This window comes from Paenibacillus sp. FSL P4-0176 (assembly GCF_037975265.1).
GTDB classification, from domain to species: Bacteria; Bacillota; Bacilli; order Paenibacillales; family Paenibacillaceae; genus Paenibacillus; species Paenibacillus amylolyticus.
The window spans coordinates 3988789-4006905 of the sequence record NZ_CP150242.1; the positions used below are offsets into that span (position 1 = coordinate 3988789).

At 45.8% G+C, this 18117-nt stretch carries 14 protein-coding genes; 5 read left to right on the top strand and 9 right to left on the bottom strand.

Annotated features, from left to right (window positions below; all coding sequences use genetic code 11):
• Positions 1-64: 64 nt before the first annotated feature.
• The 6 genes from MKY95_RS17960 to MKY95_RS17985 form a co-directional block, all read right to left on the bottom strand.
• The gene (locus MKY95_RS17960) at positions 65-1687 is read right to left on the bottom strand and encodes a PucR family transcriptional regulator (protein WP_076328573.1); all 1623 of its coding nucleotides are present in this window, start codon (positions 1685-1687) and stop codon (positions 65-67) included.
• Positions 1688-1908: 221 nt separating this feature from the next.
• On the bottom strand, positions 1909-4653 hold the full coding sequence (locus MKY95_RS17965; protein ID WP_076328572.1) for a CHASE3 domain-containing protein: 2745 nt from the start codon (positions 4651-4653) through the stop codon (positions 1909-1911).
• A 176-nt stretch (positions 4654-4829) separates the two neighbouring features.
• Positions 4830-6218 carry a class II fumarate hydratase gene (gene fumC / locus MKY95_RS17970; protein ID WP_076250332.1) on the bottom strand — a complete coding sequence of 463 codons (1389 nt, stop codon included), beginning with the start codon at positions 6216-6218 and terminating at the stop codon, positions 4830-4832.
• Between the two features lie 132 nt (positions 6219-6350).
• Positions 6351-7361, bottom strand: a complete 1011-nt coding sequence (locus MKY95_RS17975; protein ID WP_047843331.1) for an aldose 1-epimerase — start codon at positions 7359-7361, stop codon at positions 6351-6353.
• A 179-nt stretch (positions 7362-7540) separates the two neighbouring features.
• On the bottom strand, positions 7541-8350 hold the full coding sequence (locus MKY95_RS17980) for an MBL fold metallo-hydrolase (protein WP_036673769.1): 810 nt from the start codon (positions 8348-8350) through the stop codon (positions 7541-7543).
• Positions 8351-8530: 180 nt separating this feature from the next.
• The gene (locus MKY95_RS17985; protein ID WP_083669612.1) at positions 8531-8797 is read right to left on the bottom strand and encodes a hypothetical protein; all 267 of its coding nucleotides are present in this window, start codon (positions 8795-8797) and stop codon (positions 8531-8533) included.
• 216 nt (positions 8798-9013) lie between these two features.
• Between MKY95_RS17985 and MKY95_RS17990 the strand changes: the two genes are divergently transcribed.
• From MKY95_RS17990 to MKY95_RS18005, 4 genes are all read left to right on the top strand, one after another.
• Positions 9014-10246: an aminopeptidase gene (locus MKY95_RS17990; protein ID WP_036613753.1), complete on the top strand. Its 1233-nt coding sequence runs from the start codon at positions 9014-9016 to the stop codon at positions 10244-10246.
• Positions 10247-10336: 90 nt separating this feature from the next.
• Positions 10337-11569 carry an aminopeptidase gene (locus MKY95_RS17995; RefSeq protein WP_127550689.1) on the top strand — a complete coding sequence of 411 codons (1233 nt, stop codon included), beginning with the start codon at positions 10337-10339 and terminating at the stop codon, positions 11567-11569.
• Between the two features lie 247 nt (positions 11570-11816).
• Positions 11817-12407 (top strand): sigma-70 family RNA polymerase sigma factor, encoded by a 591-nt coding sequence (locus tag MKY95_RS18000; protein WP_017688141.1) that lies wholly within the window; start codon positions 11817-11819, stop codon positions 12405-12407.
• Positions 12385-13338, top strand: coding sequence for a hypothetical protein (locus tag MKY95_RS18005; protein WP_339193667.1), 954 nt, complete (start codon positions 12385-12387; stop codon positions 13336-13338). The genes MKY95_RS18000 and MKY95_RS18005 overlap by 23 nt, the downstream gene beginning before the upstream one ends.
• Positions 13339-13340: 2 nt before the next feature.
• Here the strand turns inward: MKY95_RS18005 and MKY95_RS18010 are convergent, their stop codons facing one another.
• A complete protein-coding gene (locus MKY95_RS18010) occupies positions 13341-13853 on the bottom strand; it encodes a hypothetical protein (RefSeq protein WP_339193668.1) in 513 nt (170 codons plus the stop codon).
• A gap of 229 nt (positions 13854-14082) precedes the next feature.
• Between MKY95_RS18010 and MKY95_RS18015 the strand changes: the two genes are divergently transcribed.
• Positions 14083-14733 carry a hypothetical protein gene (locus MKY95_RS18015; protein WP_339193669.1) on the top strand — a complete coding sequence of 217 codons (651 nt, stop codon included), beginning with the start codon at positions 14083-14085 and terminating at the stop codon, positions 14731-14733.
• A 70-nt stretch (positions 14734-14803) separates the two neighbouring features.
• On the opposite strand, the gene MKY95_RS18020 is transcribed toward MKY95_RS18015, so the two are convergent.
• Positions 14804-16120, bottom strand: coding sequence for a hemolysin family protein (locus MKY95_RS18020; RefSeq protein WP_339193671.1), 1317 nt, complete (start codon positions 16118-16120; stop codon positions 14804-14806).
• A 377-nt stretch (positions 16121-16497) separates the two neighbouring features.
• The gene (locus tag MKY95_RS18025; RefSeq protein WP_339193673.1) at positions 16498-18081 is read right to left on the bottom strand and encodes a sigma-70 family RNA polymerase sigma factor; all 1584 of its coding nucleotides are present in this window, start codon (positions 18079-18081) and stop codon (positions 16498-16500) included.
• Positions 18082-18117 lie beyond the last annotated feature (36 nt).

The following is an 18117-nucleotide window of genomic DNA, read 5'->3' on the forward strand; positions in this document are numbered from 1 at the left end:
ATCAACGGAATGCGGTTCTTGGGGGTCTAACCCGGTAGCATTGTCATGTTGCACAATGTGCGGTCTAGAGTTGGACATTGTGCGGTCTTGCAACTGCTTTGTCCCGCACGAACTTGCGGAAGGTAAATACCAGCTTTAATTTAAGCAGATCATTCGTTTTCTTAAAGTCCATTTGCAACAAGCTGCCAACTTTCTCCATACGATAAGTGACCGTGTTGCGATGCACAAACAGTTGCTTGGCAGCTTCATTGATCAGTCCGTCATTCTCGATAAAGGACTCCAATGTATTCATCAGCACCTGATTGGGATCACCATCCCTGGCAAGTAGTGGTTCGAGTACTTTATTGCAGTAGTTCTCCATGATGTTATCCGGTACGTGTTGAAAAACGTAAGCAAATTCGAGCATTTCAAATTGCAACGCACGGTCTTTCATGCCAAATCGACGAGCCAGTTGTCGAGTATCCAGACACTCCTGGTATGCTTCACGGAGCGATTTGGGCTCATGTTTCATTTTGCTGATCCAGAAACGCGGAGCCGGTGCTCCTTTTGCTTCTTGCGCTGCCAGAACATCACCGAAACGGCTCAAGAGAAAACTTGACAGCTCTTCTCCATAATCTCGCCCTGTTGGACAGGTGTAGATGGACAGAATGCCATCTTCGATCTGAAAATGCTGTGAGGCCGTGAATTGCATCAGCGGATTGTATTGTAATTCACGATGAATCTGTTTAAGCAGCTTTCCCTCGGCAAACAGAGTCGGCTCAAGTGTAATCAATACGCACTGATAGGTTCCCTGGAACAGATGTACACCTTTGTTCTCACTCATGGTGGTCAATTCCTGAACAGTCATTTTGTTATCCAAATACTGTGAAAGCAGTGTACGCATCTCATCTTGCACGGTCGGATTAATATGCTCACGGTAAGTCATATCCATATAAAATGCTAGTACATCGGCAGCCTGCTGGAACAGCTCTTCCTCCGCTCGAAGGGATAGGGCTGAATCCGTAAACACAAGCAACGATCCGTATTCTTCATCATTTTGCTTGATGGGTACTCGATGACAACTTCCCTGATTCCATTTCACTCGGTGCATGACGGATTTCCAAGGCCAGCCTTGGGTTACCGCATCTCCTGCAATGCCTTCACTGCCATATAGCACATGCCCACGAGAACCAATGACGGCAAGCGGATAGTTCAGTACCGTGGCTAGTTCCGCGAACACATTCCGATGCGGCTGCTGTTGCAGCGCAAACTGCATTAATTTCTTCTGTTTCTGCACAACCTCATGCAGTAATCGGTTACTGCGTTCATGTTCAGCCTTGAACAAGGCATTCATCTGGTCCGAGAAGGTGAATTGAAAGGGGAGCTCAAGCAGTGGCAAACGAAGCCGATCAGCTTCCTCGACAATACCTTGGGGAATGGACTGCCAGAAACGCCCCAGCTTGATGCCGAGTCCTGCGCAGCCGCGTTCATTCAAACGTCGCATCAAACGTAGTGCATCCGTCTCACTGTCTTTCATAATAAAAGCGGTGGTGAACAACATTTCTCCGGATTTGATCCAATCCGCGATATCAGGAGCGTCCATGACGTTAACGGATTTCATCATCCGTGAAGTCCCTTCTCCACCCGCAACCAGTTTAGCCTCTGACAACGGGTATACCTGTAAAGCCTCTTTAACCGTAAGTTGCATGGACACTACCTCCCATATATATAACACAATATTATGTCATTCTGGTTAATGAAACTGAATTTCGCATTATTTTTCTAATTAAATCCATATTCATGCGTTCAACTTTTATTTGTTGTTAAGTATTATAACATCATTTTTCCGAATAAAGCTTACACGGCAAAAAAATAAAACCTATGACCTAATTACAGCGCACTTTCCTGTAATGGGCATAGGTTTTTAGATCAGATTTCCATGGTTTCGTGATTCATCCATAATTTCATACGGGATAATACATCTTTGATATTCAGTGGTTTGCTGAGATAGTCCGAAGCACCTGCTGCAATACATTTCTCCCGATCCTCTTTCATGGCCTTGGCTGTCAGTGCAATAATGGGAAGCTGAGTCATACCAAGTCGTTCACGGATCTGGCGAGTTGTCTCATAACCATCCAGTTCCGGCATCATAATATCCATCATGATGATATCAGGCTTGACTCCTCCACGCTCCAACAATTCCAGACACTCGTATCCGTTCTGCGCTGAAATAACATTCATGCCGTATTGCTCAAGAGCGTTAGCCAGCGCATATACATTTCGAATATCATCATCAACGACAAGCACTTGGCGTCCGCTGAGCAACGCTTCTTCCAGAGGTGTCAATAAAACATCAGATTGTCCGGAAGTTATTGAAGGAAGCTTATTGACCTCAGGTGTAGTGGTAGCCACCTCATTCAGGAACAACCGCGATGCATTCATAGTCTCAGGTTCATCTCTTCGCAGTGGCAGGAACAGCGTGAACACACTGCCATGCCCCTCACGACTTGTAGCCGAGATTGAACCACCCAGCAAATTCGCAAGCGATTGAGAGATGGACAGGCCAAGTCCGGTCCCCCCGTATTTACGTGCTGTAGCTCCATCCGCCTGTTTGAAAGCATCGAAGATCTGCACGAGTTTGTTATCCGCAATTCCGATCCCTGTATCACTGACGGAAAAAGCAATCACGTCGGTCTCTTGATCTTTCAATTCAGGATGAGCCAGACTCATTTTGGAGATGGTTAAGGCAACTTCACCCTCACTGGTGAACTTGAATGCGTTCGAGAGCAGATTTCGGAGAATCTGATGCAATCTCATCTCATCCGTCACGATCGTTTCCGGTAAAGGACTTTGGAGCTGAATCCGGAAATCTATTTTTTTCTGTTCCGCTGTTTTCAGGAAATACTGGTTCATAACTTCAGGAATACTACCCAGATAGACATCATCGAAATCCACTTCCATCTGTCCGGCTTCCACCTTGGATAGATCCAGAATATCATTGATCAGATTCAGCAGGTCTTTTCCTGATTTGTGAATGACTGAAGCATAGTTCTGCTCTTCACTATTCAAGTGTTGATTTTTATTTTCAGACAATATCTCAGATAAAATCAACATGCTGTTGAGCGGTGTCCGCAGTTCATGGGACATGTTCGCCAAGAATTCGGATTTGTACCCCGAGCTCGTGCGTAACTGATCCGCCACAACCGAAAGTTCATTGGCTGATGTCTCTGCAGCACTCTTCTGTACTTCCAGACGATCGTTCAGCATATGAAGTTCTTCGGTCTGCATTTGCAATTCCTCCGTCTGAGACAACATTTCTTCGGTCTGAGCCTGAAGTTTCTCTGATTGTGCCTGTAATTCTTCATTCAGAACTTGTGACTCATCATATAATTGCTGTAACTCCATGCGAGTGACGGTCGAGTGTAGTGAAACACCAAAAATATCCGTCAGTTCTTGCATCAGCTTCATATCATTCTCTTGCAACGGCTTCATTGAAGCGAGCTCGATTACCGCAATCGTTCTGCCTTCGAAGAGGACCGGTACTACAGTAAGTGATGTGGCAGATGTATACCCAAGACCCGAAGAGATTCGGATATAGTTCTGGGGCAGATCATTCATGCGTAGAACTCGCTTCTCCACAGCACTTTGACCTACAAGCCCCTCACCCGGAGCAAGCGACACTTTACCGAGCGAACGTTCTTTCTCTCCATCCCCAGCATATGCAGCCAAGCGCAGCAGTCGATTGTCTTTCCAGTAATATAAGACGCTATAGGGAACTTCAAACAACATGGCTAGCTCGTTCAGGAACAAGCGGGACAATCCTTCCAGGTTGGTCGGGTTCTGTAAGAGTGTGGCAATGCCTGTGATCTGATCCTTGACCCGATTCTGTTCCTGTACTTCATCCAGTAATTTGTTGGTTTCGTGGCCCAGATCCCCCACTTCATCATGTGTCCGCACCTGAATTCGTTGCTTCAGGTTTCCACCTTTGGAGATATCACTGATGGTCTGCATAACATCTCGCAACGTTTTGACGATATTTCCGGATATCACAATCGCGGCTACAATGGATAATGCTGCAATAATACCCCACAGCGTGTACATAATCGTCAGCAGTGTGGAGCTGCGTCTGGCAAGTTCAGTCACCCTCGCCTCGGTCAGAGCGATCTCTGTATTACGGAAGGTTGTAAGTTGAGAGCGCAGTAGATCAATTTCAGTTTTACCCGGATCAGATTCGAAGAATGCAACAACTTTCGCTTGATCCCCTTGCTTTTTCAAGTCCACCGACGGCTCCCCAGCAATCTCAATCCAGCGTGTAATATGAGCTTTAATGCTTTGCAGACTCTGCTGCTGTGAAGGATTATCGCTAATGAGAGCATTCAACTGATCATAGTTGGAACTCCACTGGGAGAGGCCTTGGGAATAAGGCTCTAGGTAACTTTCATTGCCTGTAATCATGAATCCACGCTGTCCTGTCTCCATGTTCAAGACATTTTTTTCAATCGCGTTAGTCAGATTATGTACTTCCAGATCATGATGGGAGATAAAATCATTTTCCTTCTGTAACACGTTAATTTGGGCCGTAAGCACTAACAGAACAGCTCCAAACAAAAGCACAACCACAAGATAGCCCAATAAAATTTTGGAGCGTATCGTAAATCTTCTCGTTTTTGACAACGCGGAAACCTCCAAATATATACGAATCCCATAATTAAATTAAAACTGGTGCATATGTAGTTTATATGTATACGTATAGTCTGACAAGCTTTAAGTTCATCGATAATCATAAGAAAAACGACCTGCTTGTGCAGGTCGTCCTCTTCAGTGATCTATATTGCTCATTTTGGCTGATTTTAGGCCTTTGGAGCGATCATTTTGGCTGGATCGACATATTGATCAAATTGCTCTTCGGTAAGCAGGCCCGTTTGTAACGTCGCCTGTTTCAAGGACAAACCTTCTTTATGTGCAAGTTTCGCGATTTTGGCTGCATTCTCATAACCAATATGCGGGTTGAGCGCTGTAACCAGCATAAGCGAATTGTTCAGATTATGTTCAATCTGATCCAGATTAGGCTCAATGCCCACGGCACACTTGTCATTAAACGCAATAATGGAGTCCGCCAGGAGTTGCACGGATTGCAAGAAGTTATAGATGATAACCGGTTTGAATACATTCAGTTCAAAATTACCCTGACTTGCCGCGAAACCAATCGCTGCATCATTACCCATGACCTGCGTAACCACCATAGTAATGGCCTCGCTCTGAGTTGGATTGACTTTACCCGGCATAATGGAGCTGCCTGGCTCATTCTCAGGAATACGGATTTCGCCCAATCCACTACGAGGGCCACTGGCCAACCAGCGGACATCATTGGCAATTTTCATCAAATCAGCTGCAAGCGCTTTAACCGCACCGTGCGCATATACAACTTCATCATGACTTGTAAGTGCGTGGAATTTGTTTGGTGCAGATACAAAATCTTTCCCCGTATGTTTGCCAATCTCCTTGGCAGTGAAGTCCCCAAAGTCCGGATGCGCATTAATGCCCGTTCCGACAGCTGTACCGCCGATTGCAAGCTCCTTCAGGTACTGTACACTTTCACGGATCATACGCTCACTCTTGCCCAGCATGGCTTCCCAACCACTGATCTCCTGGCCAAGCGTAATTGGTGTTGCATCCTGGAGGTGGGTACGTCCAATCTTGATAATATCCTTGAATGCATCCGACTTGTCTGCAAAAGTGGCTTTCAATACCGCGATTGCTGGCAAGAGTTGATCCTCAACAGCCAGAACACCTGCGACATGCAGAGCCGTTGGGAATGTATCGTTGGAGCTCTGGGACATGTTCACGTCATCATTTGGATGCAGACGCTCTTCCTTGCCCTTTTGCTCCAGCAGTTGGTTCCCCAGATTGGCAATCACTTCGTTCACGTTCATATTGGATTGTGTTCCGCTTCCCGTCTGCCATACTACCAGTGGGAAATGGTCATCAATTCGGCCTGCAATAATCTCGTCTGCTGCATAAGCAATAGCATCGGACTTAGCCGCAGATAATTTACCTAATTTATGGTTACTAGCCGCAGCACTTTTTTTCAAAATGGCAAGAGCACGGATAACTTCCATCGGCATATGTTCACTGCCAATCGGGAAGTTCTCCTTGCTGCGCTGCGTCTGAGCTCCCCACAGCCTGTCGGCTGGTACTTTCATTTCGCCTAACGTATCTCTCTCAATGCGGTATTCCACTTGCTTGTCCTCCTCCAAAAAGATGGTTTGGGTCTCTACAAAGCTTGTGTATCTCGTCATATTATACATGATTTGCGAGCAGGTTTTCACCTTTTCGACAAAATTGTAAGCGTAGCGCAAAATGAGCGTGAATTATTTTTGTGACGCAATTGGATACAGTCGGCTGCTCTGTTCGAATAGTTCACCTGGTTCCAAACCGATCAATCCGATTTCTTCTGCAGGTATGCCTTCAACATTAGGAGCGTTAACCAGGTTCATCTGTGGTTCAGGACAGAAGAATTCGCCACCCATGTTATTGTTCCAGATCATCCAGTGCTTGTAGGAGGTACCCACATCGTATACCAGTTTGTCTCCAGTACGGTGATCCGTAAGTTCCATATAGTTACGTCCATTCTGCGGCTCCGCAGTGTAATGATTATCCATGGCAGCAAAGAACGGACTAACCCCGTCTTTCTTCAATTGTTCTTCCTCAGGTGTAAGCGGTTGAAATTGTCCTGTTGGCAGAGAACGCTCATTCAATTCACGACGTTGTCCAATCGTAACTTTGGCCGTGTAATCCGAGGCCTGACTGTCCGGTGCAAAAGGTACAGCAATCGCCGTGTGGAATGCAAACAAATTCGGCATATATTCAGTCCCGTTGTTGCGGACGATTAATTGCTGCTGAAGTCCTTGGCTGCTCAAAGAGTAACGAAGCGTCACCGTGAACGTAAACGGCAGGTACTGATGGAATGTATGCCCTTCTTTCACGTCCTGGCTAAGCAACACATAACTCTCCAGCTGATCAGAACCGTATCCCTCAACCTTCCACTCGGCATCATGCAAAAATCCATGCAAATGGTTACCTGTAGCCGGTTCGTTCACAGGCAACTGATAAACTTTACCATTCCACGGGAAACGTCCATCCTCATAACGGTTTGGTGGAGAAAGAATCGGAATTCCATAGACCGCAGGTGCAGCCATAAACTCATCCATCTGATCCTGATTCGGTTCTCTCAAGTAACGAAAACCCTTTTCTGTATCACGGAAAGCAACGAGGTTCGCACCTACGCTTGGAATAACTGCCGCTTCAAACTGATTAAAACGAAGCCAAACGGCCGGAATCCCTCCAAATTGTTCTTCAAATGCTGCATTTTGCTGTGTCATCGTTATATGTACCTCCTGCATACTAAGGTTATATTATACGGCTCGACTATATCATGCCCGAGCGCAAAATACCAATCTATGATAGAGAACAAATTCATAATAGAAAAACAAAAAAGACAGGAAAAAGACAGCTGCAATACGTTACGGCTGTCTCTGCTGTCTTTCATATGATGGTTCAATTAATCCACATATTTGCCGTGATCCGGCACAGTGCTCTCTTCAAAGTCCAGGTCAAGCCGCTTCAAGGATTCACTCAGCATATCTCCGCTCAAGGCATGCCCATGCCCGGTAATCGCAAGTTTCGGCTCCAGATGCCTTATATGCTGGACAGATTGATGAGCAGCCTGCCAATCGGTTGTAAAATAGGAAGGCGGGCCATGCAACTGTTTGTCCTGAAGCAACACACTCCACAGCGACTCCTGCTTCACTGTGATGATTGCATCTCCCGCAATTAACAAACGGTCTGCTTCCCGAAACAGCGACACATGTCCAGGCGTATGACCTGGCGTGTGCACCCACTCCCATCCTGATAGACCTGGAACGGAATGATCTTTGGGTAAACTGAATATCCGATCATCCAGATTGATTGCCTCATTAGGATAAGCGAATGACAACCTGGACATTAGACCTCCACCTACAGAAGGGTCCGCTGGCGGGTAATCTTTTAATCCCGTTAAATACGGAATTTCAAGCGGATGAGCATACACTGGCACACCCCAGAATTGTTCCAGTTCAATAACGGTTCCTACATGGTCGAAGTGACCATGCGTCAATATGATCGCAGACGGCGGACCTTGAAATCGTTCTGTTGCAACCTGAACAATATGATCTGTGAACCTCGCCATTCCAGTGTCCACGAGGACCCAGTTCCTGCTTCCTGGCTCTCCGATGAACACGACATTAACGAATAGTGTACGTAGACTGAGAATATCGGGCGCGACTTCTTCAAGTCCCGTCAACCCTTCTGTAATCAGATTGTCAGATGCCATTCACGGTTACCTCCCATTAGGCGGATTGTCTCTCTGGTTCCATTCATCTCGTAGACTTCCCTTTTCTGGATCATCTATTCAACATTTCCAATAAAATAGACGGTATACACCCTGTTTTGGGCATACACCGTCTAGTATAGTCATCGACACAACACAATAGAACAAGAACATCTCGGCCAGTTATGCCGGAAATGCCTCCAAAGCAGCATCGAGCAATTGATTATACAGATCGTCATCATTCTCAAGCAACTCGTCCATACGCAGTAACTCTTCTTCATCACCGGATTGCTCCGTGAAATGCAAGCTATAGTCCCAGTCTTTTCCGTTCTTGCTCATGAAGGTAATCTCATATACTGACTTTTGGCCTTCTGTGCGGTAAACGGTATTTCCCACGTATCCTTTTTCACCTTCACGGCGCATTTCAGTACTTATAATTTCAATATTCACAATCATTCTCTCCTTTAATCTTTCATCTACAGTCGGTCTCCAACATTTCTGGTAAACCTAGTTTGGTAATTATTATTGGTTAATTGTACAATATATAACGTAGCAACGTATACCTTATTCAATGAAGGAACCATTCTGAGTCCTTACATAGTTGTAATGAGGACTATAATAGCCAACAAGCTACGATATTATTATCACATTGGAGGAAAAAATAGCATGAATACTTTTGAAACGAATCTGCAGCAATATGCTGAACTGGCTGTACAAGTCGGTGTCAATGTCCATCCTGGACAAACGCTCGTGGTTAACGCTCCAATCTCGGCAGCACATTTTGTACGACTGATTGTCAAAGCAGCCTACGGTAAAGGTGCGAAATTGGTCAAAGTAAACTGGAGCGATGAAACCGTTACACGTCTACATTACGATCTTGCACCTGATGAAGCCTTCTCCATTGAACCGAAATGGTTTGCAGCTGAAATGACTGAACTGGTTGAAGAAGGTGCCGCTATTCTGCACGTCATCGCTGAAAATCCGGATCTGCTGAACGGTGTAGCGCAGGAACGCATTATTACCAGCCAAAAAGTGCGCGGCAAAGCGCTCGAAAAATATCGCTCTTATCAGATGGCTGACAAATTCAGCTGGTCTATCGTGGCCGTTCCTTCTCCGGAATGGGCAGCTAAAGTGTTCCCGGATCTTCCAGAAGCGCAACAAGTGGACCGCCTGTGGGATGTCATTTTCAAAACGGTACGGATCGGTGAGCAGGATGCTGTTGCCGAATGGAAAACCCATTTGCAAAACCTGGATTCCCGCGCTGATCTGTTGAACAACAAAAAATACAAGAAGCTTCACTATACAGCTCCAGGCACAGACTTGACCATTGAACTTCCAGAAGGCCATATCTGGGTATCCGGTGGAAGTGTGAATGAGCAAGGACATGTCTTTATTGCCAATATGCCTACGGAAGAAGTATTCACGGCTCCGCTGAAAACGGGTGTTAACGGTACAGTGCGAAGCACGAAACCACTGAGCTACGGCGGCAACCTGATTGACGGTTTCTCACTAACATTCGAGAACGGCCGAATTGTTGACTATACCGCCGATCAAGGTCTCGATGCACTCAAAAACCTGATCGAGATAGATGATGGCGCACACTATCTGGGTGAAGTAGCCCTCGTTCCACATCAGTCCCCAATTTCCGATACCAATATTTTGTTCTACAATACTTTGTTTGATGAAAATGCCTCCAACCATTTGGCGATTGGTAATGCCTATGCCTTCTGTCTGGAAGGTGGTAAAACGATGTCCAAAGAAGAGCTGATTGAACGTGGTATGAACTCCAGCCTCACTCATGTAGACTTCATGATTGGATCCGGAGAAATGAACATCCACGGTGTGACCTCCGAAGGCGCGGAAGAGCCGATCTTCCTGCAAGGAAACTGGGCATTCTAATCCCGTTTGATGTGATTTAGGAGAGAGGAGATTACTCCTCTCTTTTCCTGCGTCAACAGGTCAAAAATTCAACAATTGGAGGGAACTCATATGTTAAGTTTTGAACAAAAACTGGATCGTTACGCTGAACTTGCTGTAAGAGTAGGTGCTAATGTGCAACCAGGGCAAGTATTTGTCATCTCTGCGATGATTGATACCGCTGAATTCGTACGTTTGCTGGTACGTAAGGGATATGAAGCTGGAGCCAAGCAGGTGATTGTAAAATACGGAGATGAAACCGTCAATCGATTGCGGTTTGAGATGGCCCCTGAGGAATCCTTCCAAGAGCCGCCGAAATGGCATGCAGCGGAGCTTGAAGAACTGGCGGCCAATAATGCAGCCTTCCTGACCGTATTGTCATCCAGCCCAGACCTAATGAAAGGTATTGACCCGGAGCGGATTTCCACCCATCAGCGTACATATGGTCAGGCGATGGCCAAGTACCGTCAGTATCAACAGGCGGATAAAATGAGCTGGACGGGTGTGGCATGTCCTTCGCCCGATTGGGCAGCCAAAGTATTCCCGGATCTCCCGGCAGCTGAGCAGGTTAGCCAGTTGTGGGAAGCCATTTTTGCTGCGGTGAGAGCCGATCTGGAGGACCCTGTAGCGGCTTGGGAACAGCATATTGAACGACTGGAGACCAAAGCCGTTGCCCTGAACAACAAGAAGTATCAAGCATTACATTTCCTCTCCCCAGGGACGGATCTTACTGTCGAGCTTCCAGAAGGTCATATCTGGGCGCAGGCAGGTAGCGTGAATGAGCAAGGCACCCCTTTTGTCGCGAATATCCCGACAGAGGAAGTATTCACCGCTCCAGCCAAACATGGCGTTAATGGCAAAGTGTCCAGCACCAAACCACTCAGCTATGGCGGCAGTATCATTGATCATTTTTCGCTCACATTTGAGAACGGACGTATCATTGATTTTCATGCTGAAGAAGGTCAGGATACGCTGGAAAGACTCATTTCCATGGATGAAGGATCTCATTACCTCGGCGAAGTCGCTTTGGTTCCCTTCCATTCACCGATCTCTGAGAGTGGCATCCTGTATTACACTACATTGTATGATGAGAATGCGTCGTGCCATCTTGCGATTGGCAGTTCCTATGCATTTAATATCGAAGGTGGCAAAACGATGTCTCCTGAAGAGCTTGCAGCCCGTGGCATGAACACCAGCATCACCCATGTGGACTTCATGATGGGCTCTCCCGAGACGGACATCTACGGTATCACGGCAAACGGCGAACGCGAAGCCATCTTCCTTAAGGGAGACTGGGCATTCTAACTGATCACGGAGAGTTATCTCCTGTAAGGTATTTTCAATGAACGGTCGAATAGGCTGTCTTGCAACCATGTATTCATGGTTGGTGAGACGGCCTTTTATTAATTTTCAGCAAACTTTCCCGCATGTTATACACACTTCTCTCATCTGGTTTTTCCCGGACCAACCTCCCATTGTACCGTTTCCATATTATGTTGTAAAATGTAATGATACCAATGTTTGTGGACTGTTCACCAGAAAGGAGAACATCATGGCCAATCGGCTCCAGTTATTACTAGCCTCAGATTTCCATAATTTAGGCTCTGCACTTCAAGAAGAAGTGTATTATGAATATTATAATATGGTACATGGTCTTATCGTTTATATCATCAAGGAGCGTGCTGCAGCAGAAGATATTATTCAGGAAGCTTTTATCAAAATCATTAAAAACAAACCCATCTTTGAAGACGAGGTCAAACTGAAAGCCTGGCTCAAGGTTGTCACACGGAACACAGCTATTAATTATCTGAGAAAAAATAAAAATAACCGTAACCAATTGGATACGGATAGTGTTTTTATAGATATGGAGACAATGAATCAGACGGCAGCTTCCGTGGAAAGCATGGTAGAAACGCAGATGATGGAAGAGTCCATTGAATATTATCTCAGACAGCTCAAACCGGAATATCGTGTATTGGTGGAGTTACGGTGGAAAAAAGGTCTCTCCTACCGAGAGATGGCCGAACTGCTGGATACCTCCGAAGACATTGTGAAGCAACGTTTGTTCAGAGCTCGTGGCAGTATCAAGAAGAAATTACATAAGGAATGGGGTGGAAGCATTGAGCAAAGGCAAGTCCGATAAAAACGTGGAGCAATTCGATTCAGAGCTGGAAGACGAATATTTCGACGCTGCGTTTGACCTGGCTTTTGATGAAGCTTTCCATCAGGCCGTCTCTGCCCCTTCCGCCTCCCATACCGAAGCCATGCAGCAATCCTGGCAGAAGGTAAACAGGGAAATTAACAGAATCGGTTTACGTAAAAAAAGAATACGTACCTTGCGACTTTCAGTCGTCGTAGCTGCGTCCGTGACCATCGGAGCCGTTATTTTCAGCCTGCCGTCCGGTACGCAAGCGGTATCCCCTTTTGTGCAATCCATCAAGGATTGGGGCAATGGCATGAAATCCATTATCATTGAGGATCGTACGACCCAACTGGGGGCTGATCCGTCAACAGCCAAAACGCCTCCACCACCAGAAACTAGCTTGGACGACATTCTTAAAGTACAAGAAGAAGAAGCTCTTAATACACCTTCGTATGAGTTATCGAGCCATCTGTTTCGTCCAGTACTTGTTACGGAAGAGATCGCACGCGAAGGGTTCATGGGTGACTTTCTGTTATCCAATGCCATTCCCGAGCGATTCAACAAGGTCAAATTCGAACTTGTGCTTGATACTGAAAACCCTGTGAATCCAGACGATTATTATGAGTCCACACAAATGAGAGTTCAATATACGAGTGAAGGCAAGAGCATAGAGGATGAGATTATCCAGTTTGATTATGTCCATGTCATGCCTGGGGAGAAAATTGAAGGGGCCATGCTTCGTGATATGAGCACCGTAAAGCTGGCGGATGGCTCGGAAGCACTGATGTATATCGGCCCACCCTATAACTCCTTTCAGTGGATGATGGGTTCCAACAATATGAGTCTGTTTGGCACCCTTTCGGAAGAAGAAATGACTGCTATTGCCAACGATTTTCAAGAGCAGAAGTTTCCAGGCAGCACCCGTCGATAAGATCAAAATAACACGGTGCCAGAGACATGTTTGCTTGTATCCGTGGTACTTCCATCATACGCTGTATGAATACTGGTAACGCGATAATAATATCCTGGCATAACGGTCCAATCCGATGCGGCATTCAGTAAGTTTGTATTCGTTGCATTGTTGGAACTGGTTTTAAAAGTTACCCATGCTGTTCCTGTCCAGCGCTCAAGTCGATAATCTACGGAAAGTGTCTTCATTGCTGTATATGTCATGGTCTTGGTATTGACGATAGCCGATAGTCCACCCCCAGGAATGACTGCACCGACCGCTTGATAGATATGTCCAAGTTCTCGAGTGTTAGCAAGCGAATGGATGGATGGTTCCGGCGGCGGTGGGGGTGTAAGGGCACCAGAGGACACGTTGATCATCGGGCTTGCAACGGCTGGTTCGGACGTAGGTATAGCCAGGATTGTTGGCACCATTAACCAGGCAACAAGGGTTATTTTTAGCATAGATGCTGCACTCTTTGTTTTCATTTTCCGCATATTGATCCATCCTCCGCTTCCATACTTGATTTTGTGTAAGGGTATAAACGGACGGATCGGGTGACAGGTTTCAAAAAAAATTAGACGCTCCGATGTTTCTGTCGGCAGCGTCTTTTATTGCATGCATCTCCAGCATGGTTGAAACCTAAATTATTCCAGCTCGTATGTATTGGGTAATGGATACACGAAACCATATGAACCAACAAGATTTGCAAATGAGGTGTAAAACTTGAGTAAATTTCAATTCAAATCCAGAAGGCATCGTCACAGCTCCAATCCGAATCAACTACATATCGAAGTTTCCGGCTCGTTCAAACGTTGGCTTGTTATCTTGGTGAGTGCGCTTACCGCAGGGACCTTAATATATTTCTTGGCTACAGCTCGAGAAAGCTGGATAAGCATGGGGATTGACCGCTATGTATTGCCCTTTATGATCTGGGGACTTGTACTGTCCCCCGTCCTTGCATTTCTTTTACTCAAGCAGAGCGGACGAACCCTTTCCCATGTCAAATTTTTACGTGTTTTCGGGATTGCTTTCTCCCTTCTGCCTCTGGTACTTCTGTTTTATGTGTTACCCGTAACACTTGGCATGGTGAATGATCACCTGACCCAGTATAAGCAAAATCCGGTATTATCCACCACTAAGGTGGGGGACTACAATTCTTACGAGGTTACTTTTGTCGATACGCCTATGTACGCCATCATCACCATTAAGACACCAACAACAACCCAATCCACTCGAAAAAAGCTAAATATCCAGTATGATCTGGCTCCGGGAGAGAATGTTTACGTCACTTATAAGCGAATTTCTATCGAGAACAGCTTGGTCACGGAGAATCATTACGCCGATATTGTCATTCATGCACCCAAAGAATCATGAGCATGCAAAAAAAGCTGTACGATGACCATTACGTCACCATACAGCTTCATTTGTTACAATTTCGATCTGGCTACGCGCCTTCTTCTTCAACCAATAGTTCCAGCTTAATCACATTTACTCGGGAAATCCGCTTATGCTCTGTCTCTTGAATGACAAATACATAACCCCCATACTCAACCGATTGACCAACCTCAGGTGGAATGGCATCTACTCTGGAGTATAACCAGCCCCCGATGGTATCGTAATCGGCACGATCCATCTCCAGTCCGAATCGTTCGCTGACTTCTTCAATCAGCATCAATCCATCAATAGAGTATTCCATCTCATCCACTTGTTCAATGACAGGACGTTCATGGTCGAATTCATCCTGAATCTCGCCTACGATCTCTTCCATGATATCTTCAAGTGTGACAAGCCCGGAGGTTCCCCCGTATTCATCAATCAGAATCGCAATCTGTGTCTTGCTACGCTGCATACGTTTGAGCAGATCACTGATTAGCGTGGTATCTGGCACAGCCAGGATGGGCCGGATTACGGAGATGGTATCCGTAAGTTGGGATCGCATCAGATCCTTAATGTGAATAAAGCCGATAATATGATCCTTGTCTCCGTTATATACCGGATACCTTGTTCGCATACTCTCACTGGCAATCTCCAGATTCTCCAGCATGGACTCATTGGCATTCAGACAGATCATTTCCGTCCGCGGAATCATAATTTCACGGGCGGTTGTATCCGTAAAATCAAATATATTATCAACAAGTGCTAATTCAGTGTTATCAATTAAACCGCTCTTATTGCTTTCTTTCATCAGAATACGTATTTCATCTTCGCTATGTGCCGAGTCCATCTCCGAAGCTGGTGCTATTCGGAACAGTCTCAACAAGCCGTTAGCCATACCGTTCAGTGCCCATATGAATGGATACATTAACTTGTAGAAAAACGTTAGCAAAGCCGCAGACCACAACGTGATCGTCTCAGACTTTCGAATCGCCATCGTTTTGGGAGCAAGTTCTCCCAGTACAATGTGCAAGATCGTAATAATCACAAATGCAATGGCAATAGAGATTCCATGAACGTAGACTGGTCCCAGTCCAAATGCGGTAAACATGGGCTCTAACAGATGTGCAATTGCCGGTTCTCCCAGCCACCCGAGTCCCAGTGAAGCCAAAGTTATACCTAGTTGGCAAGCTGATAGATATGCATCCAGATTACGTACGATATTGGAAGCATAGATGGCATTTTTGTTGCCTGTTTCCACCAAAGCCTCAATCCGGCTTCCACGAACCTTCACCATCGCGAATTCCGCCGACACAAAGAAACCATTCATTAATACAAGTAAACCAATGATTACTAAATTTAAAATACTCGGTAAGGGGTCACTCAAATTTTCATCCTATTCGCCGTCATTCTTCGGCAAATAGGTCCACCTCCTTCGAAAATGTAGGATATTTGCCATTCTGCCGCTCATATGCAATTTCAACTTCCCAATGCTTCCACCTCCACCTTGTTCTGTCGAATAAAAAAGATATGCTTCTTTTATTATATAATTCTAAACTACACAGTCAATCCGTGTCCTATGACAACGAAATGGCACAAACGCCTTTTTTCTTTAACAAAAGTCTCGATTACGCTGTTTTTTTAACATTTCACAAACAATGATCTACCAGAACCAAACCAAAGAGAGCATCCTCGCTCATGCTTCGACATGGCTGGATACTCTCTTTTTTGTAATACGTTATTTTCTCAGATTCTATCCGCCGATTACGATGTGGACTCAATCTCCACTACGGTTTCCGAAGCGGGGTTCCAACGCCACTTCGCTCGTCCCCCGCTTGCGTTATGCAATCCACCGATCCAGAATTCATCCTGCTTAAGCAATGCCCAATCGACTTCTCCATTCAACACCTGAATTCCGAGTTCCGTTAGCGACAGGATTCCGTCACGGAATTTTTCATCATGCTGCTTGAAATTAGGGAAAGTGGTTGCACCGCTCATCTGAAGAAGAGCATGAGGTCCTTCTGTCATCCGCTTCAGATGTGCCCAGTATTCAAGATCACCCATCCCGAGAATATGCAGTTTGTCTCCTACCTCGCGAAATAATGGATACGGATGCTCCACACCTGCTCTAATAGTCTCCAGTGTTGTCTGCTCAATGAGTCCCAGACCGTTCGATACAGATGGCAGACGGGACAAATGTGCCTTAAAGGCAGCTTTCGCAAAGGGTAGCGCAGAAGTATCTGCCTGCAAGTAATCCAGATGATACCGGAAATCAGTCGACGTATAGGCTTGCCAGAACTGTGCACCGGCTTGTAACTCGTTTTTCTCAATCACATGCCAACTGCCGGACAGACGTTCAATCTGTGTGGAGGTAAGCTGTCCCAGTCCTCTAAAGTGCTCGATCTCTGGATACGAGTCAATGCAGAGCAGATTCAGTTTTGTATTCTGGAGTGCTTGTCCTCTGAAATAATGCAATAGATACGATAACATCGTTTGATCATAGAGATCGTATTCGAACCATAAAACAATTTCCTTGTATTGTTGAAACGAATTCAACTTGCGTTCCAGTTCCTCAATCTTCAAGTATTCCGCCTGTGGAATGCCCAACTGCTGCTCTAACACGGATGCCCGATTCTGCCGCTCCTTCGTATCTCCCATCTCTTTGGCTACCGGGCCGAACGTGTACAACTCTCTCCATACCAAGATGTCTCCCTGAATTCCACTTTCTCTTAAACGATTGGCAGCGTGATCCCCATTCATAATGTGTAACAATCCTTTTCCCCCTTCATACAAGTCACTGAATACAGAGACCAGATCCCTTACTGGCATAGAGCGCTTGAGTTTGGATCGGGCATCGAACAGTCTTTTCTTTAATGCAGGTACCTTGACCCCGAGGAAATCCGATATTTCCTTGAGCGAGTATCCTTCCAAATAAAACAGTTCAACAGCAATCCGCATCGATGATGGCAGTATTGCAATGGAATCACGCAGCGTACGATACATTTCATTTTGCACCGCTTGTTTTTCCGGATTATGCGCCTGATCCTCTTCATGGAATACATGCTCCAGCTCCTGAACTGGAATCATGGTATGTTGCTTGCGTCTTAGCCAGCGATAACACTGCCTCTCCACAATTACCTTGAACCACCCGGGAAAAGCCTCAGGAGCTTCCAGCTTGGACAGATTGCCAAAGGCTTCAGTAAATGCTTCCTGTACGACATCTTCAGCCCAAAATGTATCTCCTAAACGATTGTAGGCAACAGCAAGAGCCATCCCGCGATATTGAGACATCAGTTGTGCGTAAGCTTCGGTTTCGCCCTTCATCGCTCCTTCAATCCATGAATTCAATGCTATGGACTCCCTTCATATAAGCATGCTGCTTGT

Excerpts from the sequence above, each read along its gene's own strand:
- MKY95_RS17960 (WP_076328573.1), bottom strand. The coding sequence starts at position 1,687 with ATGCAACTTACGGTTAAAGAGGCTTTACAGGTATACCCGTTGTCAGAG.
- MKY95_RS17975 (WP_047843331.1), bottom strand. The coding sequence starts at position 7,361 with ATGACACAGCAAAATGCAGCATTTGAAGAACAATTTGGAGGGATTCCG.
- MKY95_RS17980 (WP_036673769.1), bottom strand. The coding sequence starts at position 8,350 with ATGGCATCTGACAATCTGATTACAGAAGGGTTGACGGGACTTGAAGAA.
- MKY95_RS17990 (WP_036613753.1), top strand. The coding sequence starts at position 9,014 with ATGAATACTTTTGAAACGAATCTGCAGCAATATGCTGAACTGGCTGTA.
- MKY95_RS17995 (WP_127550689.1), top strand. The coding sequence starts at position 10,337 with ATGTTAAGTTTTGAACAAAAACTGGATCGTTACGCTGAACTTGCTGTA.
- MKY95_RS18000 (WP_017688141.1), top strand. The coding sequence starts at position 11,817 with ATGGCCAATCGGCTCCAGTTATTACTAGCCTCAGATTTCCATAATTTA.
- MKY95_RS18010 (WP_339193668.1), bottom strand. The coding sequence starts at position 13,853 with ATGCGGAAAATGAAAACAAAGAGTGCAGCATCTATGCTAAAAATAACC.